Origin of the sequence: Pseudonocardia sp. C8 (assembly GCF_014267175.1) — a bacterium.
Taxonomy (GTDB): domain Bacteria; phylum Actinomycetota; class Actinomycetes; order Mycobacteriales; family Pseudonocardiaceae; genus Pseudonocardia.
In genome coordinates this window covers 1,179,673-1,206,423 of record NZ_JACMTR010000002.1, presented here as the reverse complement: position 1 = coordinate 1,206,423, position 26,751 = coordinate 1,179,673, and the positions used below count along the sequence as shown (strand labels likewise).

21 protein-coding genes and 3 tRNA genes are annotated in these 26,751 nt (G+C 74.2%); 14 read left to right on the top strand and 10 right to left on the bottom strand.

Going from position 1 to position 26,751, the window contains the following annotated elements; translation table 11 throughout:
- Positions 1 to 2 precede the first annotated feature (2 nt).
- Positions 3 to 1,511, bottom strand: coding sequence for an FAD-binding oxidoreductase (locus tag H7X46_RS06345; protein WP_255426086.1), 1,509 nt, complete (start codon positions 1,509 to 1,511; stop codon positions 3 to 5).
- Between the two features lie 384 nt (positions 1,512 to 1,895).
- Between H7X46_RS06345 and H7X46_RS06340 the strand changes: the two genes are divergently transcribed.
- Positions 1,896 to 3,035 carry an IS30 family transposase gene (locus tag H7X46_RS06340; protein ID WP_186358512.1) on the top strand — a complete coding sequence of 380 codons (1,140 nt, stop codon included), beginning with the start codon at positions 1,896 to 1,898 and terminating at the stop codon, positions 3,033 to 3,035.
- Between the two features lie 172 nt (positions 3,036 to 3,207).
- Here H7X46_RS06340 and H7X46_RS06335 read toward each other — a convergent pair whose 3' ends face one another.
- Positions 3,208 to 4,164, bottom strand: a complete 957-nt coding sequence (locus H7X46_RS06335) for an NAD(P)/FAD-dependent oxidoreductase (RefSeq protein WP_370588637.1) — start codon at positions 4,162 to 4,164, stop codon at positions 3,208 to 3,210.
- 360 nt (positions 4,165 to 4,524) lie between these two features.
- Between H7X46_RS06335 and H7X46_RS06330 the strand changes: the two genes are divergently transcribed.
- Positions 4,525 to 5,685, top strand: a complete 1,161-nt coding sequence (locus H7X46_RS06330; RefSeq protein WP_186358511.1) for a glycosyltransferase family 87 protein — start codon at positions 4,525 to 4,527, stop codon at positions 5,683 to 5,685.
- 108 nt (positions 5,686 to 5,793) lie between these two features.
- The gene (locus H7X46_RS06325; protein ID WP_186358510.1) at positions 5,794 to 6,195 is read left to right on the top strand and encodes a hypothetical protein; all 402 of its coding nucleotides are present in this window, start codon (positions 5,794 to 5,796) and stop codon (positions 6,193 to 6,195) included.
- On the opposite strand, the gene H7X46_RS06320 is transcribed toward H7X46_RS06325, so the two are convergent.
- Together H7X46_RS06320 and H7X46_RS06315 are read right to left on the bottom strand one after the other, a co-directional pair.
- Positions 6,192 to 7,139: an o-succinylbenzoate synthase gene (locus H7X46_RS06320; protein WP_186358509.1), complete on the bottom strand. Its 948-nt coding sequence runs from the start codon at positions 7,137 to 7,139 to the stop codon at positions 6,192 to 6,194. The genes H7X46_RS06325 and H7X46_RS06320 overlap by 4 nt on opposite strands.
- A gap of 14 nt (positions 7,140 to 7,153) precedes the next feature.
- Positions 7,154 to 8,608, bottom strand: a complete 1,455-nt coding sequence (locus H7X46_RS06315) for an NAD(P)/FAD-dependent oxidoreductase (RefSeq protein ID WP_186358508.1) — start codon at positions 8,606 to 8,608, stop codon at positions 7,154 to 7,156.
- Positions 8,609 to 8,682: 74 nt separating this feature from the next.
- Between H7X46_RS06315 and H7X46_RS06310 the strand changes: the two genes are divergently transcribed.
- From H7X46_RS06310 to H7X46_RS06295, 4 genes are all read left to right on the top strand, one after another.
- Positions 8,683 to 9,288, top strand: a complete 606-nt coding sequence (locus H7X46_RS06310) for a TetR/AcrR family transcriptional regulator (RefSeq protein WP_370588636.1) — start codon at positions 8,683 to 8,685, stop codon at positions 9,286 to 9,288.
- Between the two features lie 27 nt (positions 9,289 to 9,315).
- Complete coding sequence (locus H7X46_RS06305; RefSeq protein ID WP_186358507.1) at positions 9,316 to 10,077, top strand: siderophore-interacting protein; 762 nt, start codon at positions 9,316 to 9,318, stop codon at positions 10,075 to 10,077.
- A gap of 261 nt (positions 10,078 to 10,338) precedes the next feature.
- Complete coding sequence (locus tag H7X46_RS06300; protein ID WP_186358506.1) at positions 10,339 to 11,997, top strand: AMP-binding protein; 1,659 nt, start codon at positions 10,339 to 10,341, stop codon at positions 11,995 to 11,997.
- Between the two features lie 54 nt (positions 11,998 to 12,051).
- A complete protein-coding gene (locus H7X46_RS06295; RefSeq protein ID WP_186358505.1) occupies positions 12,052 to 12,990 on the top strand; it encodes a sucrase ferredoxin in 939 nt (312 codons plus the stop codon).
- Here H7X46_RS06295 and H7X46_RS06290 read toward each other — a convergent pair.
- Complete coding sequence (locus tag H7X46_RS06290; RefSeq protein WP_370588635.1) at positions 12,987 to 13,766, bottom strand: HAD family hydrolase; 780 nt, start codon at positions 13,764 to 13,766, stop codon at positions 12,987 to 12,989. The two genes, H7X46_RS06295 and H7X46_RS06290, sit on opposite strands and share 4 nt — an antisense overlap.
- Before the next feature lie 135 nt (positions 13,767 to 13,901).
- On the opposite strand from H7X46_RS06290, the gene H7X46_RS06285 reads away from it, so the two are divergent.
- Both H7X46_RS06285 and H7X46_RS06280 read left to right on the top strand, forming a co-directional pair.
- Positions 13,902 to 14,456 carry a PH domain-containing protein gene (locus H7X46_RS06285; RefSeq protein ID WP_186358503.1) on the top strand — a complete coding sequence of 185 codons (555 nt, stop codon included), beginning with the start codon at positions 13,902 to 13,904 and terminating at the stop codon, positions 14,454 to 14,456.
- Complete coding sequence (locus tag H7X46_RS06280; protein ID WP_186358502.1) at positions 14,453 to 16,135, top strand: PH domain-containing protein; 1,683 nt, start codon at positions 14,453 to 14,455, stop codon at positions 16,133 to 16,135. The genes H7X46_RS06285 and H7X46_RS06280 overlap by 4 nt, the downstream gene beginning before the upstream one ends.
- Here the strand turns inward: H7X46_RS06280 and H7X46_RS06275 are convergent.
- Positions 16,098 to 17,660 (bottom strand): helicase HerA-like domain-containing protein, encoded by a 1,563-nt coding sequence (locus H7X46_RS06275; protein ID WP_370588634.1) that lies wholly within the window; start codon positions 17,658 to 17,660, stop codon positions 16,098 to 16,100. The two genes, H7X46_RS06280 and H7X46_RS06275, sit on opposite strands and share 38 nt — an antisense overlap.
- 68 nt (positions 17,661 to 17,728) lie before the next feature.
- Between H7X46_RS06275 and orn the strand changes: the two genes are divergently transcribed.
- From orn to H7X46_RS06255, 4 genes are all read left to right on the top strand, one after another.
- On the top strand, positions 17,729 to 18,370 hold the full coding sequence (gene orn, locus H7X46_RS06270; RefSeq protein WP_186358501.1) for an oligoribonuclease: 642 nt from the start codon (positions 17,729 to 17,731) through the stop codon (positions 18,368 to 18,370).
- Positions 18,371 to 18,448: 78 nt separating this feature from the next.
- Positions 18,449 to 18,521 (top strand) — tRNA-His (locus H7X46_RS06265).
- 108 nt (positions 18,522 to 18,629) lie between these two features.
- Positions 18,630 to 18,702: transfer RNA gene (locus H7X46_RS06260), tRNA-Lys, on the top strand.
- 35 nt (positions 18,703 to 18,737) lie between these two features.
- Positions 18,738 to 18,813, top strand: a tRNA-Lys gene (locus H7X46_RS06255).
- Positions 18,814 to 18,836: 23 nt separating this feature from the next.
- Here H7X46_RS06255 and H7X46_RS06250 read toward each other — a convergent pair.
- From H7X46_RS06250 to H7X46_RS06235, 4 genes are all read right to left on the bottom strand, one after another.
- Entirely contained in the window at positions 18,837 to 21,209 is a 2,373-nt protein-coding gene (locus tag H7X46_RS06250; protein WP_186358500.1) for a DUF1989 domain-containing protein, read from the bottom strand.
- Between the two features lie 178 nt (positions 21,210 to 21,387).
- Entirely contained in the window at positions 21,388 to 21,687 is a 300-nt protein-coding gene (locus H7X46_RS06245) for a hypothetical protein (protein WP_186358499.1), read from the bottom strand.
- Complete coding sequence (locus H7X46_RS06240; RefSeq protein WP_186358498.1) at positions 21,687 to 22,757, bottom strand: DMT family transporter; 1,071 nt, start codon at positions 22,755 to 22,757, stop codon at positions 21,687 to 21,689. Before H7X46_RS06240 ends, H7X46_RS06245 begins: the two co-directional genes overlap by 1 nt.
- Before the next feature lie 54 nt (positions 22,758 to 22,811).
- Entirely contained in the window at positions 22,812 to 24,188 is a 1,377-nt protein-coding gene (locus tag H7X46_RS06235; protein ID WP_186358497.1) for an NAD(P)/FAD-dependent oxidoreductase, read from the bottom strand.
- Between the two features lie 206 nt (positions 24,189 to 24,394).
- Here H7X46_RS06235 and H7X46_RS06230 point away from each other — a divergent pair, with 206 nt between their 5' ends.
- Positions 24,395 to 26,743 carry a LuxR C-terminal-related transcriptional regulator gene (locus H7X46_RS06230; RefSeq protein WP_186358496.1) on the top strand — a complete coding sequence of 783 codons (2,349 nt, stop codon included), beginning with the start codon at positions 24,395 to 24,397 and terminating at the stop codon, positions 26,741 to 26,743.
- Positions 26,744 to 26,751 lie beyond the last annotated feature (8 nt).

The following is a 26,751-nucleotide window of genomic DNA, read 5'->3' as shown; positions in this document are numbered from 1 at the left end:
GGCTACACCGCCTTGCCCGGGTTGAGGATCCCGTCCGGGTCGAGGGCCGACTTGACCGCTCGCTGCAGCGCCAGCACCTGCGGCCCGAGCTCGCGCTCCATGCCGTCGCGCTTGAGCAGCCCGACGCCGTGCTCCCCGGTGACGGTCCCGCCGAGCTCGACGGCGGCGGCGATGATCTCGTCGAACGCCGCCTTCGTGCGGTCCCGCGCGGCGGCGTCGTCGTGCGGGGTGAGCATGAGCGGGTGCAGGTTGCCGTCGCCGGCGTGGGCGACGGTCGCGATCCGGACGTCCCGGCGGCGGCCGATGTCCTCGATCCGGGCCAGCATCTCGGCCATCCGTGGGCGCGGGACGCACACGTCCTCGGTCAGCATCCCCATGCCGAGCTGTTCGAGCGCCGGGTAGGCCATCCGGCGGGCCGCGAACAGCGCCTCGGCCTCGGTGGCGTCCGTGGACGCCATCGCCTCGGTGGCACCGTGCTCGGTGAAGGCCGCGAGGATCGCGTCCGCCTCGGCCTCGGCGGCGGGTTCGGGCAGGTCGGTCTGGGCGAGCAGCAGCGCGGCGGCGTCCTCGGGGAGCCCGGCGTTGCGCCAGGCGTTCACCGCGCCGAGCACCTCCCGGTCGACCAGCTCGAACACCGCGGGCTGCAGCCCCTGCTCGGTGACCGCGGCGACCGCGGCCCCGCAGTCGGCCAGCGTCTCGAAGAACCCGACGACGGTGCGCGGCGCGGCCGGGCGGGCCGGGCGCAGCTTGACGGTGATCTCGGTGATGACGCCGAGGGTCCCCTCCGAGCCGACCATGAGCCCGGCGAGGTCGTAGCCGACGACGCCCTTGGCGGTGCGCCGCCCCACCCGCACGACCTCGCCGGTGGCGGTGACGACCTCGAGGGCGAGCACGTAGTCGCGGGTGACGCCGTACTTCACGCAGCACAGCCCGCCCGCGTTGGTGGCGACGTTGCCGCCGATCGTCGACCAGGGCGCCGACGCCGGGTCCGGCGGGTACCAGAGGCCCCGCTCGGCGCAGGCCGCGCGGAGGTCGTCGTTGACGACACCCGGCTCGACGACGGCGAGCCGCTCCCCCGGCGAGATCTCCTTGATCGCGGCCATCCGCTCGAGGGAGAGCAGCACGCACCCGTCGACGGCGTTGGCCCCGCCGGAGAGCCCGGTCCCCGCCCCGCGCGCGACGACCGGTACCCGGGCCTGCGCGCACGCGGCGACGGTGGCGGCGACGTCGGCGGTGCTCCGGGCCCGCACGACGCACAGCGGGGTGCCGTACTCGGCCCACTCCGCCTCGTCGTGCACGTACGGGCGGACGGTGTCCGGGTCGGTGAGGACCTGCTCGGCGTCGAGGACGGCGGACAGCTCGGCCAGCAGCGCGCGGCCCGCGGCGTCGGGGCCGGCACCGTCCAGCGCGGCGGGGGCGGTGGAGCCGCCGAACGGCCGCCCCTCCGGTTCGACGACGGCGGGTCGCCCGTCGATCAGGTCTCCGGCGGACTCGGGTGCGGGTTCGGCCATGCCCGCGACGGTATGCGGCAACCCGGTACCCGGCCAGGGGCACCCCGGTACCCGGCCAGGGGTACCCCGGTCAGGAGCAGGGCGGGTCGGGCCGGGCGCGGATCGCCAGGCACGCCCCGATCCGGCGCAGCGGCCGGCCCGGCCAACCCGGAAAATCCCGCCGAGATGCAGCTGACGGTTCGCCGAAGATCGGCGGATTCAAGGAGCGGTCGCAACACTGCTTGTAGATGAGGTGTTGTGGTGTCTGGTCCTCCGCGGTTGCCCCGTGATCGTGTGCGGGCGTTCTGGCTGGCTCGGCTCGGCGGAGCGACGCTCGAGGAAGCGGCCGCCGCGGTCGGCGTGTCACCGACCGGTGCCCGCGGGTGGGTCGCGCAGTCTGGCGGGATGATCCCGGATGATCTCGACGGTCCGCCTGCGGGCCGTTACCTGTCGCTGGCCGAACGCGAAGAGATCGCGGATGGCTGGTCGAAGGGGTGGTCCCGCGCCAAGATCGCCCACGAGATCGGACGCCACCGGTCCACGGTCGGCCGGGAGCTGGCCCGCAACCATGCCCGGGGTCGCCCCCGGCGGGAACCGGCACCAGACGGCCAGCGTCGGCGGCCGGGCCCGGTACCGGGCACCAACCGTGGCCGGGACAAGCCCCAGCACGAGCGGCTGCGTTACCGGCCCTCGCTGGCCCAGGCCAAGGCCGAACAGCGAGCGCGGCGCCCCAAGCCCCGCAAACTCACCCACCCGCCGCTGCTGGCCGAGGTCAAGGCCGGGTTGAAGGCGCGGTGGAGCCCGGAACAGATCAGCAGCACACTACGGCGCAGCTACCCCGAGCAGCCGGAGATGTGGGTGTCCCACGAGACGATCTACCAGGAACTCTACGTCCAGGGCCGCGGTGAACTCCGCCGGGAACTGACCCGCTGCCTGCGCACCGGCCGGGCACTGCGCCGGCCCCGCCGGCTGCCCGACCAACGCCGGGAACGCCGGATCCCCGACAAGATCATGATCTCCGAGCGGCCGGCCGAGGCCGACGACCGCGCCGTGCCCGGACACTGGGAAGGCGACCTGATCATCGGTGGTGACGGGGCGACGGCGATCGGGACCCTGGTCGAACGCAGCACCCGGTTCGTGCTGCTACTGCACCTGCCCGGCCGCCACGGCGCCGAGGAACTGCGCGACGCCATGATCCCCGCCATCTGCTCCCTGCCGGAAATGTTGCGCCGGTCGTTGACCTGGGACCAGGGCATCGAGATGGCCCGCCACGGCGAGATCAGCATCGCCACCGGCCTGCCGATCTACTTCTGTGACCCGCACAGTCCCTGGCAGCGCGGCAGCAACGAGAACACCAACGGGCTGCTGCGCCAGTACTTCCCGAAGGGAACCGACCTGTCCCGACACTCCGCCGAACACCTCGCCGCCGTCGCCGCCGAGCTCAACGCCCGTCCCCGCAAGACACTCGGCTGGGACAGCCCCGCCGAGGCCATGGCCCGGCTACTCTCACGACCCGTCCCACCGGATGTTGCGACCACCCCTTGAGCCCAGGATCGACAATTCGCGCTCATCTGCATCTCGGCGGGTCCCGGGGGCGACGGCCGGGCAGGGTGGCGACGACCGGCGCGCGGCAGCGACGACCGGGGCGGGGCGGCAACGACCGGGGCGCGGCAGCGACGACCGGGGCGGGGCGGCAACGACCGGGCGTCCCCGGCGGTCAGTGGCCGAGGCGCGCGGCCACGGCGCGCCCCAGGCGCAGGCCGGACAGCCACGCCGTCTGCACCCGCGGGCGGCCCCAGCCGTCCCCGGCCAACCCGACGCCGTCGTCGTCGAGGTGGAACGCGGCCTCCCGGGCCGTGGCGGGCGCGGCGTGCGGCCACCGGTGCACGTACGTCCACTCCGGATCCGCAACGATCCCGAGCAGTGCCCGCACCGCGCGGGTGAGCTCCGGCACGGCTCGTTCCGGCGCGGTGTCGTGGGCGCGGGCGAACGCGGCGGTCGAGTGGGCGACGAGCACCGGCGCGCCGTCGCCGCGGCGGTCCCCGTCGTCGGCGACCAGGGCCAGCACCGGGTGGTCGTTGACGAACGCGGCGGGCAGGGCCGGCCAGTCGCGGCGAGCGAACCCGAGGGTCAGTGCGAGCACCGGGTTCCACACCCGACCGGCGACGGCGGCACCGGCCGCGGTGTCCGGGTCGAGCAGCCGGGCGGCCTGCGGGTCCGGCATCGCGAGGACGGCCGCGTCGCACGGCTCGCCGTCGACGACCGGGCGCCCGCCCGGCCCGGGCCGGACCGCGGTGACCGGGTGCCCGGTCCGGACGTCCAGTCCCCGGGCCGCATCGGCGACCAGCGACCACAGCCCGCCCGGCGCTGCCCACCGCATCGGCCCCGGGCTGTCCGGGCCGCGGGCGTCGCCCTCGTAGGCCGCCAGGGTGTCGGTCCACTCGCGAAGGAGGCCGGCGTCCCGCCAGCACCGGACCCGGGCGGCGAAGTCCTCGTCGGACACGGTGAGGTAGGCGGCGCCGATGTCGGCCGGCCGGCCCGCGTGCCGGTGCACCGCGAGCCGGCCGCCGACACCGCACGCCCGCTCCCGCACCGTCACGTCGACGCCCCGGGACGCCAGCTCGGCGGCGCAGGCGACCCCGGCGATGCCTGCCCCGGCCACGATCACGCCCACGTCACCGAGCCTAGGCCGCGCCGCGATCGTGCGGGACGCGCCCGGCCGGCCGGCGCGGGCGAGGTGCCGGGCACCGGGCAACACCGCCCGCCCGGTCAGCCGCTGAGCCGGATCGGGCGACGGGCGCGGTGTGCAGGCCGCCGGGCGATGGGCGCGAGATCGGCACCCCTGCACCCCTCCGCGCGGCGCGCGCCACGCAAACGCTCACGAAACCCGGAGACGCTCACTCCATCCCGCGAGCGTCTCCGGGTTCGGTGAGCGTTCGCCCACGGCACGGCCGACGCCGGGGCGAGGCGCGGGCCCGCCGGTGTCGAGGGCGCGCTACCGTCGACGGCCCGCCCGCCGTCCCCCGGAGGTCCCGTGCCGTCCACATCGGCCACGGCGCGCGCGGGCCGGGCGACGGCGTACGCGGTCGCCGTCGCCGCGGTGGCGACCGCCGCGACGCTCTACGTCGACCGCGGCAGCTTCGCGCTCGCCCGGCTCGCCTCGGACGAGTTCGCGATCCACTCCGACCTCGACACGTTCCGCCGCTCGGCACGCGCGCTGCTCGACGGCACCGACCCCTACGCCACCGGTGCCCGGGACCCGAACCTCAACCCGCCGCTGTTCGTCGTGCTCTGCGTGCCGCTGGCGCTGCTCGCCCCGCTGGAGGCCTACCGGCTCACCGTCCTGCTCGGCGCGGTGCTGCTGGCGGGCTCGCTCGCCGCCGTGGCGGTCGCCTGCCGGCTGGAGCCCCGGCTCGCGGTCCCGGCGACGGTCGCGCTGCTGGTCTCGTCGCCGGTGCTCGGCACGCTCGGGCTCGGCCAGGTGTACCCGGTCCTGACGGCGGGGCTGGTCGCCGCCTGGCTGGCGGCCCGGGCCACCCGGCCGGTCGCCGAGGGCGTCGCGCTGGGCCTGGTGGTGGCGCTCAAACCCAGCCTCGCTCCGGTCCTGCTGGTCCCGGCCCTGCAGGGACGCCTCCCGGGGACGGCGGCCGGTGCGCTCACCGCCGTGGTCGCGACCGGGGCGGGCGCCCTCGTCACCGGCCCGGCGGCGCTCGCCACGTGGGCGGCGTCGTTGCTCCGGCGCCCGGCGCAGACCTACGCCGACAACGCCTCCCTGCCCGCCACCCTCGCCCGGCTCACCACCGACAGCGGTTCGGGTTCCCCGGTCGCGGTCGTGCCGGGCGGGTTCGCCGCCGGCGTGGTCCTCGGCCTGCTGGCGGTGAGCGTCGCGCTGTGGCGGGCACACCGCGACGGCGACGGCGGGGGCACCGGGCTGTGGGCGGTGGCCGCCGCGGCCCTGCTGCTCTCCCCGGTGAGCTGGCACAACTACCTGACCCTGCTCATGCCCGGGGTCCTGGTGCTGCTGGCCCGGCGGGACACCGCGCTCGCCGCGCCGCTGCTCGCGCTGCCGCTGATCGGGATGGAGTGGCCCGGGCTGTGGTCGGGCTCCGGCGTCCCGGCCTCCGCGGTGCCGGCGTCGCTGTACTGCGCGATCCTCGTGCTGTACGCGGTCGCGTTGCTGCCCCGCCGGACCTGACCCGGCGGCGATTCGTCAGATTTCGGGACGCCGTCGCCGCCCCGGATGTGGTGCACTCACCGGGCGGCGCCCGGGACGGTCGGCCGCCGCGCGCCGGGAGGCACGGTCATGTCGCGGACCACCGATCGCCACGTGCAGCGCTCACCGATGCTCGGGCAGGCGCTCAGCGCGCTGTTCCTGCTCGCGATGGGCGGCATCCACCTCTACCTCGCCCTGAACGGCACCGGGGGCGTCCTCGGGGTGCTGTTCATCCTGAACGCGATCGGCGGCGCGGTGCTGGCGGTCGCCGTGCTCGTGCTGCGACGGCGGCTCCTGCTGCTGGCGTGCGTGCTGGCCCTGCTGTTCATGGCGGGCACGCTGCTGTCGCTGGTGCTCGCGCTGACCGTCGGGCTGTTCGGCATCCGGTCCAGCCTGGACTACCAGCTGGCGCCGACCACGCTCGTCGTGGAGTCGGTCGGCACGCTGGTCCTGCTGGCGACGACCGCGACGGTGTGGCGGGCGGTCCGCTAGCAGGACCGGTCGAGCAGGGCCGCGACCCGGTCGTGGCGGGCCCGCCACCAGCTCGCCCGGTCCGCGGGTGCGGCCACCTCGCCGCGCCGGACGGGTTCCGGGGCCCGCCGCGGGACCGGCAACCACCCGTCGCGGGGCACGAGGGGGTCGGCGACGACGTCGGCGGCCAGCAGCGACGCCGTCCCGAGCCCGCAGGCGTGGTGCAGCTCCGGCAGCGCCCCGGCCAGCGCCAGCCCCGCGGCCAGGCCCACGCTCGACTCCACCGCCGACGACACGACGACCGGCAGCCCGCACTCCCCGGCGATCCGCAGGGCCCGGCGCACCCCGCCGAGCGGCGCCACCTTCAGCACGACGACGTCGGCGGCCTCCGCGCGCACCACCCGCAGCGGGTCCTCGGCGCGGCGGATCGACTCGTCGGCGGCGACCGGCACGTCCACCGCGCGCCGGACCCGGGCCAGGTCCTCGACCGACGCGCACGGCTGCTCGGCGTACTCCAGCCCGCCGGCCGCGTCCGCCAGCCGCCCGATCGCGGCGACCGCCTCGTCGGCGGACCAGGCCGCGTTGGCGTCGACCCGGATCCGGCCGGCCGGGCCGAGCGCGTCCCGGACGGCGGCGACCCGCTCCTCGTCATCGCCGGGCCGCCCGCCCCGCTCCGCGACCTTCACCTTCGCCGTGGTGCAGCCCGAGGCCCGCACGATCCGCTGCGCGTGCTCCGGCCCGACCGCGGGCACGGTGCAGTTGACCGGGACCCGGTCGCGCACCGGCTCCGGCCAGCCCTGCCCCGCCGCCTCCCGGGCGGCGGCCAGCCACGCGACGGCCTCGCGGTCGTCGTACTCGGTGAACGGGCAGAACTCCCCCCACCCGGCCGGGCCGTGCAGCAGCAGGCCCTCCCGCGTGGTGATCCCGCGGAAGCGGGTGGTCATCGGAAGCGCGTAGACGTCCACCCGCGAGACGCTAGCTACGCGACGAGCTCGTGCGCGGCCGGGTCGGCGCGGCGGGTCCGGTTGCGGAAGGTGAACGTGTAACCGGGCCACAGGGTGCGGTTCCGGCCGTTCTCGTCGAGGTACCACGAGGCGCAGCCGCCGGCGCCCCAGACCGCCGAGCCGAGCCGTTCCTGCAGCTCGGCGTTGTGCGCGTCCTGGGCGTCGGCGCGGGTGTCGATCGCGACGGCGCGGTTGCGGTCGACGAGCGCCATCGCGTCGAGCACGTAGTTCAGCTGCGACTCGATCATGAGGACCATCGAGCTGTGCCCGAGGCCCGTGTTCGGCCCGACGAGCGTGAACAGGTTCGGGAACCCGGCGACCGTCGTCCCGTGGTAGGCCTGCGGGCCGTCCCGCCAGGCGTCGGCCAGCTTGACGCCGTCCCGGCCGGTGATCGCCATCCGGCTCATGCCGTCGCCGACCCGGAACCCGGTGCCGAACACGATCACGTCGCACGGGTGCTCGACCCCGTCGGTGGTGACCACACCCCGTTCGGTGATCCGGGCGATCCCGGCCGTCTCGACGGTGACGTCGTCGCGCCGCAGCGCCGGGTAGTAGTCGTTGCTCATCAGGATGCGCTTGCAGCCGATGGTGAAGTCGGGTGTCACCGCGCGGCGCAGCTCCGGGTCACCGGCGAAGGCGCGCCGCAGGTAGAGCCGGGCCGCCCGCTCGACCACCGACATGATCTTCGGGTGCAGGAAGCCGACGACCAGCGCCTCGTGCCGCCAGTAGAGCGCGGTGCGGTATGCCCGGCGAAGGCCGGGGACGCGGCGGAACGCGCGCCGGGTGCGCTCGCGGATCGGGCGGTCCGGCTTGGGCAGCACCCACGGCGCGGTGCGCTGGAACAGCGTGAGGTGCGCGGTCTCGGGCGCGACGGCCGGCACGAACTGGATGGCCGAGGCACCGGTCCCGATCACGGCGACCCGCTTGCCGCGCAGGTCCACCGTGTGGTCCCACTGCGCGGAGTGGAACGCGGCTCCGGCGAACCGTTCGAGGCCCTCGATCTCGGGGACGGCCGGCTCGTGCAGGGCGCCGGTGCCGAACACGACGTAGCGGGCACGCAGCGCGCTGCCGTCGGCGAGCGTCACGTCCCAGGCCGCGCCGTCCCACTCGGCGCCGGTGACGTGGGCGCCGAACCGGATGCGGTCCCGCAGCCGGAAGTGGTCGGCGACGTCCTCCAGGTAGGACCGGATCTCGGACTGCCGGGCGAAGGTGCGGGTCCACTCGTCGTTCGGGAAGAAGGAGAACGAGTACAGGTGGGACTCCACGTCGCAGGCGCAGCCCGGGTAGACGTTGTCGCGCCAGGTGCCGCCGAGGGTGTCGGCCTTCTCCAGCATCAGCCAGTCCCGGCGCCCGGCCTCGTCCAGGCGGACGGCGGCACCCAGCCCGGCGAACCCGCTCCCGACGATCAGCGTGTCGACCTGCTCGGCCATGCGTTCCTCCGGCTCGCTCGGTGTTACCGACGGTAACCTACCACGAGTAACTTCATCTGGGTACGGTTCGTGCCGTGACCACGCAGACCGCTCCCGGCCCCCGGCGCCGCGTGCCCCGGGCGGAGCGGGAACGCCAGATCGTGGACGCCGCCGTCGCCGTGTTCGGCGAGCGCGGGTACGCGGGCGCGTCGATGGACGCCGTCGCCGAGCGCGTCGGGGTCACCAAGCCGGTGCTCTACACGCACTTCGGCTCCAAGGAGGGCCTGCTGCTCGCCGCGATCGCGCGGGCCCGGGCCGAGCTGCTGGAGGCCGTGGCCGAGGCCGCGACCGCCGCCGACAACCCCGAGTCGATGCTGCGCGGCGGCACGCTCGCGTTCTTCGTCTACCTGGACCGCCGCGCGCCGGCCTGGCAGCTGTTCTGCTCCGAGGCCGGGGTGGCCGACGACGCGCTGGAGGAGATCCGCGCGCAGCAGACCGACTTCATCGCCGGGCTGCTGGCCGCCCAGGTGCCGGAGGCGGACCCCGCGCGGCTGACCGGCTGGGCACAGGTGATCGTCGGTGCCGCGGAACGGCTCGCCGTGTGGCGCGGGCAGGACGAGCGCATCACCGCCGAGCAGGCGACCGACTACCTGATGGAGGTCGTCTGGACCGGGCTGGCCGGACTCCGCGGTCGGCCCTGACCGGGGCGTCCGGGAGACTCCACCGCCATGAGCACGACCGCGCCCCGCCTGCTGCAGGTGGCCCGCACCGAGCGGATCACGCCGGCGATGATCCGGGTGACCCTGACCGGCGAGGAGCTGGCCGGGTTCCCCGGGCACGGCCCCGACCGCCGGATCAAGATGTTCTTCCCGGTCGAGGGCCAGGACCGCCCGGCGATCCCGCGCGCGTCCACCGGCGGTCCGGTCTGGCCGGCCGGTGAGCCCCGCCCGGCGATCCGGACCTACACCGTGCGCCGGTTCGCCCCGGACGCCGGCGCGCACGGCGAGCTGGACGTCGACTTCGTCGTGCACGCCGGCGACGGGCCCGCCGCGGCGTGGGCGGTGGACGCGCGGCCCGGGGACTGGGTGGGCGTGTCCGAACCGGGCGGCCGGTGGGAACCGGACCCCGCCGCGTCGTTCCAGCTGGTGATCGGCGACGAGTCGGCGCTGCCCGCGGTCGCCACGGTGCTGGAGACGCTCGCCGCCGCGCTCCCGGACGTCCCGGTCCGCGCGGTCGTGGAGGTCGCCGACGCCGGCGAGGAGCAGGACCTGCCCGGGCACGCGCAGGTCGACTGGGTGCACCGGGGCGACGCCCCGGCCGGGACGCCGCTGGTCGCGGCGGTGAAGGCGCTCACGCTGCCGGAGGGACGCGGCCAGGCCTGGCTGTCGGGCGAGTCGGCCGCGGTCAAGGAGCTGCGGGGCCACCTGCTGAGCGACCGCGGGTTCGACCGGCGCGCGGTCTACGCGACGGGGTACTGGCGGGCCCGCTGAGCCCCTACCGGCGGGTAGTACCGTGCGCCGTGTCGTCGTCACCCGCCGTGGGCACGCGCCCCCGGCGGAGGTGACGGCGCCCGGGACCCGGCCGCATGCCCGCGGCCGGGCCACCGGGCCGGCCGACGGGTCCCCCTCCCCGCCGGCCGGTCCGGCACCCGAGCGGGCGGCCCCACCCGAAGGACGGACGCAGTGAGACCCGACACAGATCACCGCACCGCATCCGGCGACGCTCCGGAGACCCCTGCAAGACTGCCGCGCATGGCCGCCTCCCCGCTGCTCCAGACCCTGACCGGCACCGCACGCACGGCGTACGAGCTGGGCAGCGGCACCGCCCGCGCCACCGTCGCCCTGGCCCGCTCCGGGGTCGTGCGGCCGGTCGGCCCGGGCAAGCTCGTCGGCATGGGCCGCGCCCTGCTGCGCTACGGCCACAGCATCCCCGCCGCCTACGCGGTCGGCGCTGCCCGGCACCCGTACCGGCTGGCGGTGGTCGACGACGACGGCGTCACCACCTACGCCGAGCTCGACGAGCGCACCGACCGGCTCGCGCTGGCGCTGCTCGACTCCGGGGCAGGGCCGGGTGCCCCGGTCGGCATCCTGTGCCGCAACTCGGCCGCCCCGATCGCGGCGATGATCGCCGCCGGGAAGGCGGGCGCCGACGTCGTCCTGGTCAACACCGGGCTGTCGGCCGAGCAGCTGCGCGGGGTGCAGGCCCAGCAGGGGCTGCACACGATCGTCGCCGACCCGGAGTTCCTCGACCTCGTGCCGGAGGGCCCGCGGGTCGTGCTGACCTCCACACCGGACCGTCCGCGGCCCGCCGGGGACCGCGCCGTGGACGACCTCGGCGCCATGATCGTGCGGGGCGGACCGGGCGAGCTGCCGTTCCGGCCGGAACCCTCCAAGCAGATCGTGCTGACCTCCGGCACCACCGGCACACCGAAGGGTGCCAAGCGGCCGCACCCGTCCACCCTCGCCCCGGCGGCGTCGATCCTCTCGGCGATCCCGCTGCGCGCCGCCGAGCCGGTGCACATCGCCGCGCCGCTGTTCCACACCTGGGGCAACGCCGGGCTGCTGCTCGCCGCGCTGCACGGCGCGACGGTCGTGCTGCGCCGCAGGTTCACCCCCGAGGGCTTCCTGGACGCGGTGGCCGAACGGTGGTGCACCACGGTGTTCGCGGTGCCCGTGATGCTGCAGCGGGTGCTCGAGTCCGGCGCCCCGGGATGGCCCGCGGGCCACGCACCCCGGATCGTGGCCGTGTCCGGCTCGGCGCTGCCGGCCGGGCAGGCGACCGCGTTCATGGACCGCTTCGGCGACTGCCTCTACAACCTCTACGGCTCCACCGAGGTCTCCTGGGTCTCGATCGCCGGCCCGGCCGACCTGCGCGACGCCCCCGGCACCGCGGGCCGCGCCCCCGCCGGGACCACCCTGGTGGTCCTGGACGACGACGACCGGCCGGCCGGGCCGGGTGTCGAGGGACGGGTGTTCGTCGGCAACGACCTGCCGTTCGAGGGCTACACCGGTGGGGAGTCCGGGCTCGAGGAACGCGACGGGCTGCTGGGCACCGGCGATGTCGGGCACCTCGACGAGCAGGGCAGGCTGTTCCTCACCGGACGGGCCGACGACATGATCGTCTCGGGCGGGGAGAACGTGCACCCCGGTCCGGTCGAGGACCTCGTCGCCGGGCTGGACGGCGTCCGCGAGGCCTGCGTGCTCGGCGTGGACGACGCCGACTACGGCCAGCGCCTCGCCGCCTGGGTGGTTCTGGAGCCGGGCGCGGACCTCGACGCGGACACGATCCGTGACCGGGTGCGGTCCGATCTGGCGAAGTTCGCCGTCCCCCGGGACGTGCACTTCCTCGACGAGCTGCCACGCAACCAGACCGGAAAGGTGCTCCGGAAGGACCTGCCCGGGCGAACCTGACCGCGACCAGGGACCCCGGCTTGAACTTAGGCCATCCTTGCCTACACTGGTCCGATGACGGTTTCCGCTGCTCCGGGCGGCCGCCCGGCCGCGGACGCACGACCGCGCACCGGCTGCGCGGCGCTGAGCGAGGCCGCCCGGGAGCCCCTGGCCGGGACCGCGCCGGCCGCCCGCCGGGTCGTCGCCGTCGAGCACGTCGGGGCGTGGCCGCGCACGGTCGCCGACCATCCCGACCCCGACGTCACGGAGCTGTTCGAGCGGCTGCGCCGCGCCGACGTCCGGCTGCTGCTGATCCGGCGGCCCGGGCGCGCGGGCCGCGACTGCGACGGTGCCCGCACCGTCTACCTCGCCGACCTGGCCCCCGGCGCGTCCCGGGTGCGGGCACGGACCGTCTGCAGCACCGACGAGCTCGTCACGGTCTGCCTGGACCCGGACGCCGGCGAGCCGGTCACCGACCCGGTGCTGCTGGTCTGCGCGCACGGCCGCCGGGACGTCTGCTGCGCCGTGCGGGGCCGCGCGCTGGCCGCCGAGCTGGACGCCGAGGGCGCCGACGTGTGGGAGTGCACCCACCTCGGTGGGCACCGGTTCGCACCGACCGCGCTGGTGCTGCCCACCGGGTACGCCTACGGCCGGCTCGACACCGGCAGCGCGCTGGCCGCGCTCAAGGCGGCGGCCGGCGGGAACGTGGACCCGTGGGCGTGCCGCGGGCACGCGGGGCTGGAACCGGCGCAGCAGCTCGCCGAGCTGGCCGTCCGCGAGCACACCGGGATCGGTGACGCCACGGCGCTGCAGGTGGACGCGGCCGACGGACCCGGCGCGGTGGCCGTGCGTGCCACCGACGGCCGGGTGTGGACGGTCGACGTGCGCGCCGGCACCGGGCTGCCGCCGCGCCCGCCGTCCTGCGGGGCGTTCCCGGACGCCACGGTGCCGCTGGTCGCCGGCGTCCCGGTCGAGCTGGCCGGATCGGCGCGACCGGTCGGGCCGGTCGGCTAGAACCAGCGGCGCAGGGCGGCTGCCAGCCCGTCCTCGGCGACCGTGCCGGTGCTCGAGTCGGCGTCGGCGTGCACCTCGGGCGGCGCCTGCCCCATCGCGACGCCGTGCCCCGCCCAGCGCAGCATCTCGCGGTCGTTGTCGCCGTCGCCGACGGCGAGCACCTCGGACCGGTCGACGCCGAGCCGCTGCGCCACCCGGGCCAGCCCGGACGCCTTCGACACCCCGGCCGGCACCAGCGTCACCCACGGCAGCTCGTGGTCGAGGGTCATGGTGGCGTCATCGAACCGCAGGCGGGCGGCGCGCGCGGCGGTCTCGGCCGGCGTCCGGCCAGGCCAGTACATGATGAGCTTCGGGGTGGGCCGGTCGGCCACGCCGTCCAGCCCGACCTCGGTGACGGTGCCGGCGAGGACGCCGTCGGGGAACGGCCCGCTCACCCGCTGCCCCACACCGACGTGCTCGCCGGCGAACACCGCGCCCGGGAACGTCGCCCGCAGCCGGGCCAGCCCCGCGCGGACGTCGAACCGGGCCACCGACCGCACCGCGCGCGACGCCGTGTCCATCTCGACGGCGCCGTTCGAGGTGAGCGTGACACCCCGGCGCAGCCCGACCTGGTCGAGGGCGGCGGCGGCCCCGATCACCGTGCGGCCGGTGCAGAGCATCACCTCCGCGTGCGCGGAGGCCGCGGCGATCGCGTCGAGCACGGCCGGGGTCGGCGGCCGCCTGCCGTGCACGACGGTGCCGTCGATGTCCAGGGCGACCAGGCGGGGACGGGTCACGGACGCGACCTTACGGCGGGCCCGCGGCGCGACGGGGCCGGTGTGACGCATCCGCGGCGGGCACGGCACCCACCTTTCGGCCACCGGCGGCGCGGCCGCCCACCCGGGACGGGTCCGATTCGGCACAGTGGGGACATGACCGCCACCGGCCCTCTCAGGAGCGGCGACCCGGCCGACGGCACTGCCGGTCCGGGCAGCGCCCTGCCGCTGCCGCTGCGCCCGCCGGCGCACCAGGTGGACCCACGCGCGATCTGGTGGTGGCGGCTGCGCGCGCTGCCGGTGCCGATCGTGCTGCTGGTCGCACAGGGTGCCAGCTGGGCGTTGCTCCCGGAGTGGCGCGGGCTGCTGGTCGCCACGATCACCCTCACCGTGCTGTGGCTGCTGGCCGACACGCTGGTGGTGCCGGCCCTGCGCTACCGCCTGCACCGCTGGGAGGTCACCGAGGAGGCCGTCTACCACCGGTCGGGCTGGCTGGTGCGGGAGTGGCGGATCGCACCGATCCCGCGGGTGCAGACCGTCGACACCGAGCACGGCCCGCTGCAGCAGGCACTCGGGCTGGCGACCGTCACGGTGACGACGGCGTCGGCCCGCGGCCCGGTCCGCATCGCCGGGCTGGACGCCGGCGCGGCCCGCGAGCTGGCCCGGCGGCTCACCGAGACGACCGGCCGGCACCCCGGGGACGCGACGTGAGCAGCGGCGGGACCGACCCCGACCTCGCCGATGCGGAACCCGGCGGCGGGGCCGGGGCGGCCGAGTGGCGCCGGCTCCCGGCGCTCATGCTGCTGGTCGGGCCCGCGACCGCGCTGCTCAAGCTGGCCCCGGCCCTGATCGTCCTGCTGCTCTTCGGCGCGGGCCGGGGCGACGCCGTGCAGGTGTGGATCGCGGCCGGGCTCGCGGTGGTCGCCGTCGCCGCCGGCGTGGTCCGCTGGCGGACCACCCGCTACCGGATCACCCCCGAACGCGTGCAGCTGCACAGCGGCCTGCTGCAGCGGCAGCGCCGCTCGGTCCCGCGGGACCGGATCCGCACCGTCGACCTCACCGCGCCGCTGCTGCACCGCCTCGTCGGCCTGAGCGTGGTCAAGGTCGGCTCCGGGCAGAGCGGCAAGGAGTCCGGCCTGGACCTCGACGCCGTCACCACGGCCGAGGCCGAGCGCCTGCGCCGCGAGCTGCTCGCGCGTCCGGCGTCCCGGCCGGTGCCGTACCCGCCCGCCGGCCCGAGCCCGCAGGCCGTGCCGGATTCCCCCGCCGGCCCGGACTCCCCCGACCGACCGGGCTCCCCCGGCGGACCGGCCGGCACCGCAGGGTGGGACGACGTCACCGGACCGGCCGATCCCGGCCCCGGCGAGGAGCTGGACCGCCTCGACTGGGACTCGCTGCGCTACGCCCCGCTGACCGCCGGGTCGCTGGCCGCGGTCGGTGCGGTGGCCGGTGCCGGGTGGAACCTGCTGCACGAGGCGGGCGTCGACCCGCGCACCCTCCCCGGCGCCGCCGCCGTCACCGGCGAGCTGGCCGGCGCGCCGATCTGGGCGTCGGTGCTGGCCGGGGGCGTCGCCCTGCTCCTGCTGATGGTGGCCGGCTCGATCGCGCTGTTCGTGGAGCGGTGGTGGGGCTTCCGGCTGACCCGCGAGCCCGACGGCACGCTGCGGGTGCGCCGCGGCCTGCTCACCCACCGGTCGCTGTCGGTGTCCGAGCAGCGGCTGCGCGGGGTGACGGTCGGCGAGCCGCTGCTGGTCCGCGCGCTCGGCCGCGGCGCCCAGGCCGGCGCGCTGACCGTCGGACTGGCCGGCTCGGAGAGCGAGAAGGCACACGGCGGGGCGCTCGGCCCGCCGGTCCGGCGGGCGCACGCCCACCACATCGCCGCGGTCGCGGCCCGGGCCGGGGAGGGCCTCACCTCGGGGCCGCTCACCCCGCACCCGCCGGCCGCACGCACCCGCCGGCTGGTCCGGGCCGTGGTCCCCGCCCTGGTGTTCCCGGCGGCGGCGGCCGTGCTCGCCGCCGCGGGCGGTCCGCTGTGGCCGGTCGCCGCCGCGGGCCTGCTCGTGCTGACCGCCGTGCCGCTGGGCCTGGACCGCTACCGGGCGCTCGGGCACCGGCTCGACGCGCAGTACCTCGTCGCCCGTCAGGGTTCCCTGCTCCGGACCACGGCGGCGCTGCGCCGCGACGGCGTCATCGGCTGGCGGGTCCGGCAGACCGTGTTCCAGCGCCGGGCCGGCCTCGTCACCCTCGAGGCGACGACGGCGGCCGGGTCCGGTGCGGTGCGGATCCTCGACCTGGCCGCGGGCGACGCGGTCGCGCTGATGGCCGAGGTCACCCCGGAGGCGGTCGGCGGCGTCAGCGCCTGCGGCGGGTCCCGAACAGGCTCCGGGTGATCTCCCGGGTCACCGTGTTCGTGATCTGCCGGCCGGTCGGCGACTGCAGGAAGTCGCCGACCTTGGAGAACCAGCCCGACCCGCCGTCGCCGTCCTGCGGCGGCGCGGGCTGCGCCGGCGGCGTGCCCGCGGCGGCGGGCGGCGCCCCGACCGGGGTCGCCTCCCCACCCGGACCGGACGCGATCCGCCCGGTCAGCCGCTCGTAGGCCGAGTCGCGGTCGACCATCTCGCCGTACTTGGCCTGCAGCGGCGAGGCCGCCGCCTCCGCGCGGACCGCGTCGTCGCCGATCGCGGCCATCAACGACCGCGGCGCCCGCAGCCGGGTCCAGGCCACCGGCGTGGGGGCGCCCCGCTCGGACAGCACCGTCACGATCGCCTCGCCGGTACCCAGCGAGGTCAGCGCGGACTCGAGGTCGTAGACCTCCGAGCGCGGGTACGTCTTGACCGTCCGGGACAGCGCCTTCTGGTCCTCCGGGGTGAACGCCCGCAGCGCGTGCTGGACCCGCGCGCCGAGCTGGGACAGCACCTCGTTCGGCACGTCGGTCGGCAGCTGCGTGCAGAAGAACACGCCGACGCCCTTGGACCGGATCAGCTTCACGGTCTGCTCGATCCGGTCGAGGAACGCCTTCGACGCGTCCGCGAACAGCAGGTGCGCCTCGTCGAAGAAGAAGACCAGCTTCGGCCGGTCCAGGTCACCGGCCTCGGGGAGCTCCTCGTGGAGCTCGGCGAGCAGCCACATGAGGAAGGTCGAGAACAGCACCGGGTTCGCCGCGCGCTCGGCGAGTTCCAGCAGCGTGACGACACCCTTACCGTCGATCTGCCGCATGAGGTCGGCCGGGTCGAACTCCGGCTCCCCGAAGAACGTGTCCCCGCCCTGGGCCTCCAGGTTCACCAGCGCGCGCAGGATCACCCCGGCCGTCGCCGGCGACACGCCGCCGATCCCCTTGAGGTCGGCCTTGCCCTCGTCGGAGGTGAGGTGCTGGATGACCGCGCGCAGGTCCTTGGTGTCCAGCAGCGGCAGCCCGCGCTGGTCGGCCCAGTGGAAGATCAGCCCCAGGGTGGACTCCTGGGTGGCGTTGAGCCCCAGGACCTTGGCGAGCAGGATCGGCCCGAACTGGGTGAGCGTCGCCCGGACCGGCACGGCGGTGCCGCCGTCGCCCAGCGACAGGAACTGCACCGGGTACGCCGTCGGGGTCCAGTCGTCGCCGGTGTCGCGCGCCCGCGCGTCGACCCGCTCGCTCTGCTCACCGGGACGCGCCATCCCGGACAGGTCGCCCTTGACGTCGGCGAGCAGCACCGGGACGCCGGCGTCGGACAGCTGCCCGGCGATCGCCTGCAGCGTCTTCGTCTTGCCGGTACCGGTGGCGCCGGCGACCAGGCCGTGCCGGTTCAGCGTCGCGAGCGGGATGCGGACCCGGGCCTCCGGGTCGCAGGCGCCGTCCACGACGACCGTGCCGAGTTCCAGCGCGGCGCCGTCGGTGGCGTACCCCTCGGCGATCGTGCGGGCAGGAGTGTTGTCGGCCACGGGCGGCAGCGTAGGGCACGCCCCCGCAGGCGCGCGCCAGGCGCACCGGCGTCACATAGTCTGCGGGAATGACCGACCGGCTGGTGTGGATCGACTGTGAGATGACCGGGCTCGACCTGGGCAAGGACGCGCTCATCGAGATCGCGGCGCTGGTCACCGACGGTGACCTGAACATCCTGGGTGACGGTGTCGACGTCGTGATCGCCTGCCCCGCCGAGAAGCTCGACCACATGCCCGAGGTCGTGCGGGACATGCACGAGCGCTCCGGACTGACCGACGAGGTCCGCCGGGCGACCCTCACCGTGCCCGAGGCCGAGCGGATGGTGCTCGACTACATCCGCGCGCACGTCCCGGACGCCCGCTCCGCCCCGCTGGCCGGCAACTCGATCGCGACCGACCGCGCGTTCATCGCCCGGGACATGCCGGAGCTGGACGCCTACCTGCACTACCGGATGATCGACGTCAGCTCGCTGAAGGAGCTGGCCCGTCGCTGGTTCCCGCGGGTCTTCTACGCCAAGCCGGAGAAGGGGCTGGCCCACCGCGCGCTCGCCGACATCCGCGAGTCGATCCGCGAGCTCGCCTACTACCGCAAGGTGCTGTTCGTGGCCCCGCCCGGGCCGAGCAGCGAGCAGGCCCAGGCCGCGGCGGCCGCCGTCGCCGGGGTCGCGGCCCCGCCCGAGCCGCAGGCCGGGGGTGCCGCGGAGGGCTGAACGACCCCCGCGCGGAGCCCGGGAGGCCGGGGGCTATGCTGTACGAGCGCTTCCGGCCCCGGCCGGAGAGGTCGCATGGTGGGTGTAGCTCAGTTGGTAGAGCACCTGGTTGTGGTCCAGGTGGCCGCGGGTTCGAGTCCCGTCACTCACCCGGTCGCCACCCCTGGCGATCGATCCCGGAAAGCATCGTGCTAGTTTTCCGGGGTCGTTCTCGCCCGGGGCGGGCGAACGCACAAGAACAGAACGCACAAGAACACATGCGCCGTTAGCTCAATTGGCAGAGCAGCTGGCTCTTAACCAGCGGGTTCGGGGTTCGAGTCCCTGACGGCGCACGCAATACCGGCAGTACTGCTTCACCGGCACCACTGCGCCGTTAGCTCAATTGGCAGAGCAGCTGGCTCTTAACCAGCGGGTTCGGGGTTCGAGTCCCTGACGGCGCACCATCTCCTTCCAGGTCCCCCACTGCTCACGAGCGTGGGCGGAGCTTCTCCGGGTCGTAGAACGGGAACCGCACCACCCGGGCGGGAATGCGCTTGGAATGGCCGTCGAGCTTGCCCACCTCGACCTCGGTCCCGATCTCGGCGTGCTGCACCGCGATCCGGCACAGCGCGATGTTCGTGCGCAGGATCGGCGAGCGGGTGGCGCTGGTGACGACGCCGACCTGCGACCGGCCCACGTGGACGCAGTCGCCGTGCGCGGCGGGCTCGTTGCCCGCCAGCTCCAGCCCGACGAGCGTGCGCTGCGGGTGGGCCTTGCGCTCCAGCAGTGCCTCGCGGCCGACGAAGTCGTCCTCCTTCGTCTTGAGCGGCACGGTGAACCCGATCCCCGCCTCGTAGGGGTCGGTCTGGTCGGAGAAGTCGTATCCGGCGAACACCAGCCCGGACTCGATCCGGAGCATGTCCAGCGCGTCCAGGCCGAGCGGGAGCATGCCGTGCGGCGCGCCGGCCTCCCACACGGCGTCCCACAGCGCCGGCGCGTCCGTGGGGTGCACCCAGAGCTCGTAGCCGAGCTCGCCGGAGTAGCCGGTGCGGGACACGATCAGCGGAATGCCGTTGTGGTCGCCGATCCGCCCGATCGCGAACCGGAACCAGGTCAGGTCGGAGAACGCGGGCTGGTTCGGCGGGGTCCAGATGATCCCGCGGAGGATGTCGCGGCTGGCCGGCCCCTGCACCGCGATGTTGTGCAGCTGGTCGGTGGAGTCCTTCACCCACACCTGGTCCAGCCCGAGCCGCTCGGCCTGCCGGCGCAGCCAGACGCCGTCGTACTCGTCGCCGCCGACGAACCGGAAGTTGGTGTCGCCGAGCCGGAAGATCGTGCAGTCGTCGATCATCCCGCCGGTCTCGTTGCACATCGCCGAGTACACGACCTGCCCGTGCGAGAGCTTGCGGATGTTGCGGGTCACGCAGGCCTGCAGCAGCGCCTCGGCGTCGTGGCCGAGCACCTCGAACTTGCGCAGCGGCGACAGGTCCATCACCGCGGCCCGCTCCCGGCAGGCCCAGTACTCCGCCTGCGGCCCGTGGCCGTCGAAGCTGGTCGGCAGCCAGTAGCCGCGGTACTCGGTGAACTGCCGGGTCAGCTTCGAGGTCCGCTCGCCGAACCCGGTCTCCTTGGTGAGCACGGCCTCGGACTCCGGGGTGACGCGGTGGGAGATGGCCATGGAGAACTTCCGTTTCGCGTCGTAGACACGGACATGGATGTCGGTGGGCAGCCACGCGTTCGACGGGTCGACGTCGTCGGGGCACGCCGACGACGCGCAGACCAGGTCGGTCTGCGCCTGCAGGAGCACGTAGTCGCCCGGCCGGGACCACGGCTCGTCGAACACCAGCAGGTTGTTGTCGTCGAACGCGGTGTTGTAGAAGAGGTTCAGCGCGGGCCAGCCCTTGCGCGCCGCGATGCCGTAGGGATCCAGCTGCGCGTTGAAGTTGTCGGTGCAGTTCACGTGGCCGGGGTAGCCCAGGTCCTCGTAGTACTTCGCGTTGCACGCCAGCCCGAACGTGTCGTGCCTGCCCACGGTGTCGCGCACCACCTCCACGAGCGGCTGCATGTCCTGGTCGTAGAATTTGCCGAACAACCCGGGCTGCGGGTACGCGTTGCCCATGAAGTAGCGCGTCGTCGTCGCGTCGAGGCCGCGCTCCACGCCCGCGTCGAGCCGGCGCCCGTCGAACGCCAGGAAGTCCGAGCACTGCCTGCCCTCGACGTCGATGATCTGGATGTACTGCCCGGCCTTGACCTCGTAGCCGCGCGCCGTCGCCGCGTCGATGCGCATGTCCAGGACCGGCTCGGCCAGCGGCGCCGGCAGCCGCGGCTCGAACCGGCGGCGCGGGTTCGCCCGCCGGAGCTCCAGCAGCAGGTCGGACGGCGGGTTGGCGGCGGCGTCGTCGACCGTCATGGTGTGCGCGGGCGCGGCGACGAGCACATCGGCGGGTTCGGCCGCGGTGAACGTCTCCCGCGCGCCCGCCGGTGACCACTCGCCGAACAGCCGCGCCGCGCGGGCCCGGGCCGGGTCGACGCCGGCCCCGGCGAGCACGGCGAGGATCTCGTCGGCAGCACCGCCGGTGCCCGGCCCCGCGCCCGCCAGCGCCTGCACCGTGGTCGCCGGCGCGTCCGCCGTGATACCCAGCGCGGCACCGCCGGCACCGCTCGCGGCGATCACGGTCACCTCGGCGGCCTGCCTGCCCGCCCGGTCGATCACGGTCAGCTCGTCCCCCGCGTCGAGCCGCAGCGTGGTCACACCGGCCGGACGCACCCAGTACGTCTCCAGCCCCGGTTCGACCGGGCGCAGCCCCGGCAACAGCAGTCTCGGCGGGGGCGGTGTCGTGGCTGTCGTCGTGGCTGTCATCGCCGTCGTTCCCTTCACGCACGGGCGCGCATCCGGGGCAGGGAGCACCCCGGATGCGCGCGTTGGTGTCAGAGTCGCTTGACGAAGGTGCGGGCCTGGTACAGCGCGAGCGCCGGCAGGCCGATCAGCAGGATCACCGCCAGGATCAGCCCCGCTTCGCCCCAGGCGAAGAATTCGATCATGGTGTCGCCTCCAGGAGTCCGGTCTGCGCCATGCGTTCGCGGCCGAAGTCGTTGACGGCGAACTTGAACAGCAGCTTCGGCTTGCCGCCGGTCCGATCCGGATCGACGGTGGTGTCGAGCTCGTCGAGCAGGCCGCCGGAGAACAGGTCGGTGAGGGTCACCCGGACCGTCCCGTACCAGTAGTCACCGGAGAGCCCGTAGTGCCCCAGCACGTCCCTGGCGATGTCGTCGTCCCACATCGCGCCGTTGCGTGCCATCAGTTGCAGGATGTAACCCTTGATGTGCAGCTCCGCCATCACTCGACCTCCGCCGTCGTCCGCCGGGCCGGGACGGCGCGGACGATCTCGAGGATGCCGCGCCGCTCGGTGAACAGGATGAAGCTGCCGACGACCGCGATCGCCGCGCCGATGACGAAGTGGGTGCCCGGCCACTCGGCGGTGAACAGGAACAGCCAGAGCAGCGCCAGCGGGCCGTACAGCGCGGCGATGGCCTGCCCGCGTCCGACGCCGATCAGCGGGAACGACTTGTACCAGGACACGTAGCAGAACGCGAAGGTCAGCCCCATCAGCAGCAGCATCAGCCAGACCGCCGGGTTGGCCAGCGCGGTGCCGAGCGCGGACCAGAACGCGCCGCCCGCCAGCACCGTGCTGACCGGGACGCCGACGACCAGCCACAGGCCGACCTCGTAGGTGAACCGGAGCGTGAGCCCGACATCGGGGTCGCTGACGTCGAGGGCGCGCCCGGCGATGGCACCTTCGAGACCCCAGCCGACGAACGTGATCGCGCCGGCGACGTAGCCGATCCAGCCCGCGGTGCCGGTGCCGGTCAGCTCCCCGATCAGGCCGGGGGCGAAGATGACCACCCCGCCCGCGACGATCACGATGATGCCGATCGCGGCCTGCGGGGTTATGCGCTCGTGGTACCAGACCCGGGCCGCGAACGCGCCCACGATCGGGTACAGCAGCCCCGCCACCGCGGCGAACTGGGCGCCGACGTAGACGACGGCGACGTAGGTGCCGAAGATCGCGAGGCCGCCCGCGACCCCGGCCGGCAGGTACCACTGCGACACCTGCCGGTGCCGGAGGGTGCGGGCGTAGTCCTTGGTCTTGCCGAGCACGCCGACCCAGACGAACATCGCCGCGAGCACCGCGACGGCGTTCAGGAACGCGACCACGGTCGCGGCGAGCATCAGGTCGCCGTCGGTCTCGCTCAGGTCCACGAACGGTGGCTCCGAGTAGACGGCGTAACCCGGCACGTACCAGGCGCCCCACAGCACGGCGCACCAGAGTGCCCAGATGAACCCCCAGCGCACCTGGCGGTTGCGATGGTCGGCCCGCAATTCTTCTATCGGAGGGGTGTGCTGCATTCTCCACTCCTTGCTGCCCTCGCCGACCTCGTCCCGCAACGGTCGGCCCGAGCGCTATCGGGCACCGCCGGCCTCGGCCTCCGAGGCGGGAAGGGTGCTGGTCATGAACGTTTCCAGGGAGTCGTCACGGAGCTTCAGCCAGTGGTCCGGAAGCGGAGTGCCGAGGTTGCCGGTGATCGTGGAGGGATAGCTCTTGTTGCGGTATCCCATGATGTCTTCGTACTTGTGCTTCTTCCACTGCTTGAAGAGCTCGCCCTGCTCCTCGACCGCGAACTCGTAGTCGGTCTCCCGGAGCAGGTCCCGGATGTACGCGGCCTGGAAGTCGATCTCCTGGGTGGCCGTCTCCAGTGCCTCTTCGCGAACCAGCCACTGCTTCTGGTCGTCGACCATCGCGGCCTCGTCCGGAAGCGTGATCCGGCCGAGGATCACGTCCCGCGCATACCAGGCCTGCGCGTCGAACATGTTGAACGTGAAGTACTGGTCCTGCATGCCGAGGTACACCATCCTGCGGTTGCCCTCGAAGAAGATCCCCTTGTACAGGTTCGGCGCGTACAGCCGGTTGCGCGTCTGGAGCCGGAGCGAGTCGGGCAGGAAGGGGAAGTGGTGCAGGTACCCCGTGCACAGCACGATCGCGTCGACCTCTTCGCTGCTGCCGTCCGCGAAATGCGCGGTCCTGCCGTCCACCCGCTGCAGCAGCGGCACCTCGTGCATCGTCTCCGGCCAGTCGAAGCCCATCGGCCCGGACCGCGAGCTGAACGTGACCGAGGCGGCCCCGTACTTGTAGCACTGGGAGCCGATGTCCTCGGCCGAGTAGCTGCTGCCGATCGTCAGCACCCGCTTGCCGGTGAACTCGCAGGCGTCCCGGAACTCGTGCGCGTGCAGGACGCGACCCGGGAAGGTGTTGAACCCCTCGAAGTAAGGGGTGTTCGGGGTGGAGAAGTGGCCGGTCGCCACCACGACGTAGTCGAACTTCTCCTCGGTCATCCGGCCGACGTTGTGGTCCATCGCGGTCACCGTGAACTGCTGGTCGGCCTCGTCGTAGGAGACCCACCGGACCGGGGTGTTGAACCGGATGTACTGGCGCAGATCGTGGTTGTCGACCCGGCCCATGATGTAGTCACGGAGCACGGCGCGGGGCGGGTAGGAGGGAATCGCCCGGCCGAAGTGCTCCTCGAAGGAGTAGTCCGCGAACTCCAGGCACTCCTTCGGCCCGTTCGACCACAGGTAGCGGTACATGCTGCCGTGCACCGGCTCGCCGTGCTCGTCCAGCCCCGTGCGCCAGGTGTAGTTCCACAGCCCGCCGAGATCGCCCTGCTTCTCGTAACAGACCAGGTCGGGTACCTCGTGCCCCTGCCGCCGCGCCGTCTCGAAGGCCCGCAGTTGGGCGAGTCCGCTGGGCCCGGCTCCGAGAACTGCGATTCGTTGCTTCATAGGCCACTACCTCCAGGGCAACTCCTTGGGCTGTGCGAGACTGAGTCTGTGGCAACGGTCACAGCTGCGGATCTGGGCGACTACCTAGATCGCCGGGTACGTAGTCGGCGCCGGCGGCCGTCGAGGGCACCCGGCTGCGCCGGCGAACCCGGCCGAGCAAGATCACTACCTTGTCGAGCCCGGTGTGGTGACCGTTACAATCGGCCATGACCGCCACCGGCCGGCCCCGTGACGCCGGCAACCTCCCGGCCGAGCTGACCAGCTTCGTGGGCCGGCGCCGGGAGATGACCGACGTCACGCGGTTGCTCACCGAAGCGCGGCTGGTGACCCTCACCGGCGTCGGCGGGGCGGGCAAGACCCGGCTCTCGCTCCAGGTGGCCGGCAAGATCCGGCACGACTTCCCCGAGGGCGCGTGGCTCGTCGAACTGGCCCCGCTCGAGGACGACGGCCTGCTCGCCCAGACCGTCGCGCAGACACTCGGCCTGCACGACTGGGGCGCCCGCCCACCGGCGTCCGCCCTCGCCGACCACCTCGCCGACAAGCGGATGCTGCTGGTGCTCGACAACTGCGAGCACCTCCGCAACGCGTGCGCGGAGCTGGCCGGCGTCGTGCTCCGGTCCGCCCCCCAGGTGCGGATCCTCGCCACCAGCCGGCAGCCGCTCGGCCTGACGGGGGAACACATCTACCAGGTGCCGACCCTGTCCCGGCCCGGATCGGGGCAGGTCCCGCCCGTGGACTCGCTGATCCAGTACGAGGCGGTGAACCTCTTCGTCGCCCGCGCCAAGGCCGTCCAGCCCGACTTCGCGTTGACCGAGGAGGACGCGGAGCCCGTGCTCAAGGTCTGCGATCAGCTGGACGGTCTCCCGCTCGCGATCGAGCTCGCCGCGGTACGGCTGCGTGCGCTGTCCATCGCCGAGATCGCGGACCGGATCGAGGACCGCTTCCGCCTGCTCACGGGGGGCAGTCCCGAGGCGCTCCCCCGGCACCAGACGCTGCGTGCCCTCATCGACTGGAGCTTCGAGCTGTGCTCCGACGAGGAGCGGGCGCTGTGGGCCCGGCTGTCGGTGTTCTCGGGCGGGTTCGATCTCGCCGCGGCCGAGGCGGTCGGCACCGACGACGAGGTCGATCCGCATGCACTGCTCGACGCGCTGAGCGCCCTGGTCGACAAGTCGATCGTGATCGCGGGAGAGGAGCACGGTCACGTCCGCTACCGGATGCTCGAGACCATCCGTGAGTACGGCCGGGACCGGCTGCGCGAGGCGGGGCTCGCGCGGGAGGTGGGTGACCGGCACCGCGGGCACTTCCTGCAGCAGGCCGTGCAGGCGGCCGCCGGCTGGTTCGGGCCGGACCAGGAAAACCTGCTCCTGCGGGCACGGCAGGAGCACGGCAACGTCCGGACCGCGCTCGACCACTGTCTCGCCGAGCGGGGCCGCGCCGAGTCGGGATTGGAGATGGCCGCGGCGCTGTGGTTCGTGTGGCTCGCCACCGGCCTGACGAGCGAGGGGCGACGCTGGCTCGAGCGCCTTCTCGACGTCGAGAAGGCGCCCAGCCGCGCCCGGAACCAGGCCCTCTGGACCTGTGCCTACCTGTGCATCATCCAGCAGGACGTCGCGGCGGCCGAACCGCTCATCACCGAGTGCCAGCGCCAGGCCAGCGAGCTGGACGATCGCGTGGCGCTGGCCTGGGCCACGCAGCTCTCCGGCATGGCCGCGATGTCGACGGGCTCGCTGTCGACGGCGAGGTCGCGCCTCGAGAGCGGGCTCGTCCGGCACGAGCGCTGCAGCAACCCGGTGGGAGTGCTCGACGCCACCTTCTACCTGGTCGCGGTCAGCGCGCTGCTCGGCCACGCGAGCCGGTCCGCGCAGATGTGCGAGGAAGCCCTGGCCCTGTGCGACGAGCACGGGGAGCGCTGGCTGAAGTCGTACCTGCTCTGGGACATGGGACTGGTGGCATGGGAGCACGGCGACGGCGCGAGCGCCGCGGTGTCGGCGCGCGACGCCCTCCAGCAGGCGAGGGTCTTCAACGAGCAGATGGTCATCGCCTTCTGCATCGAGACCCTCGCCTGGACGGCGCACGCGGACCTCAAGCACCGGCGGGCGGCCAGGCTGCTCGGATGCGCCGACGAGATCTGGAGGCACGTCGGTGCTCCGCTGTTCGGCATCCGTGACCTGATCCGCCACCACGAGCGGTGCCTCGACGGGGTCCGCCGCACCCTGCGCGAGGAGTCGTTCGAGGCCGAGTTCCGGTCCGGGGCCCGCCTGCGTCTCGACCAGGCCGTTGCCTTCGCCCTCGAGGAGGGCACCGGTGGCGCGGTGTCCCCCGCTGCCGACACGCCCCCGGGCGGGCTGACCCCGCGGGAGCTCGAGATCGCCGGCCTGATCGCGGACGGCCTGAGCAACAAGGCGATCGCCGCGAAGCTGGTGATCTCACACCGCACGGTGGAGGTCCACGTCGATCACATTCGCAGCAAGCTCGGCTTCTCCTCACGCGCCCAGGTCGCCGCGTGGGTCACCGAGGTCCGTGCCGCACGGGTGATGCCGGTCGCCAGGACATGACCGGGGCG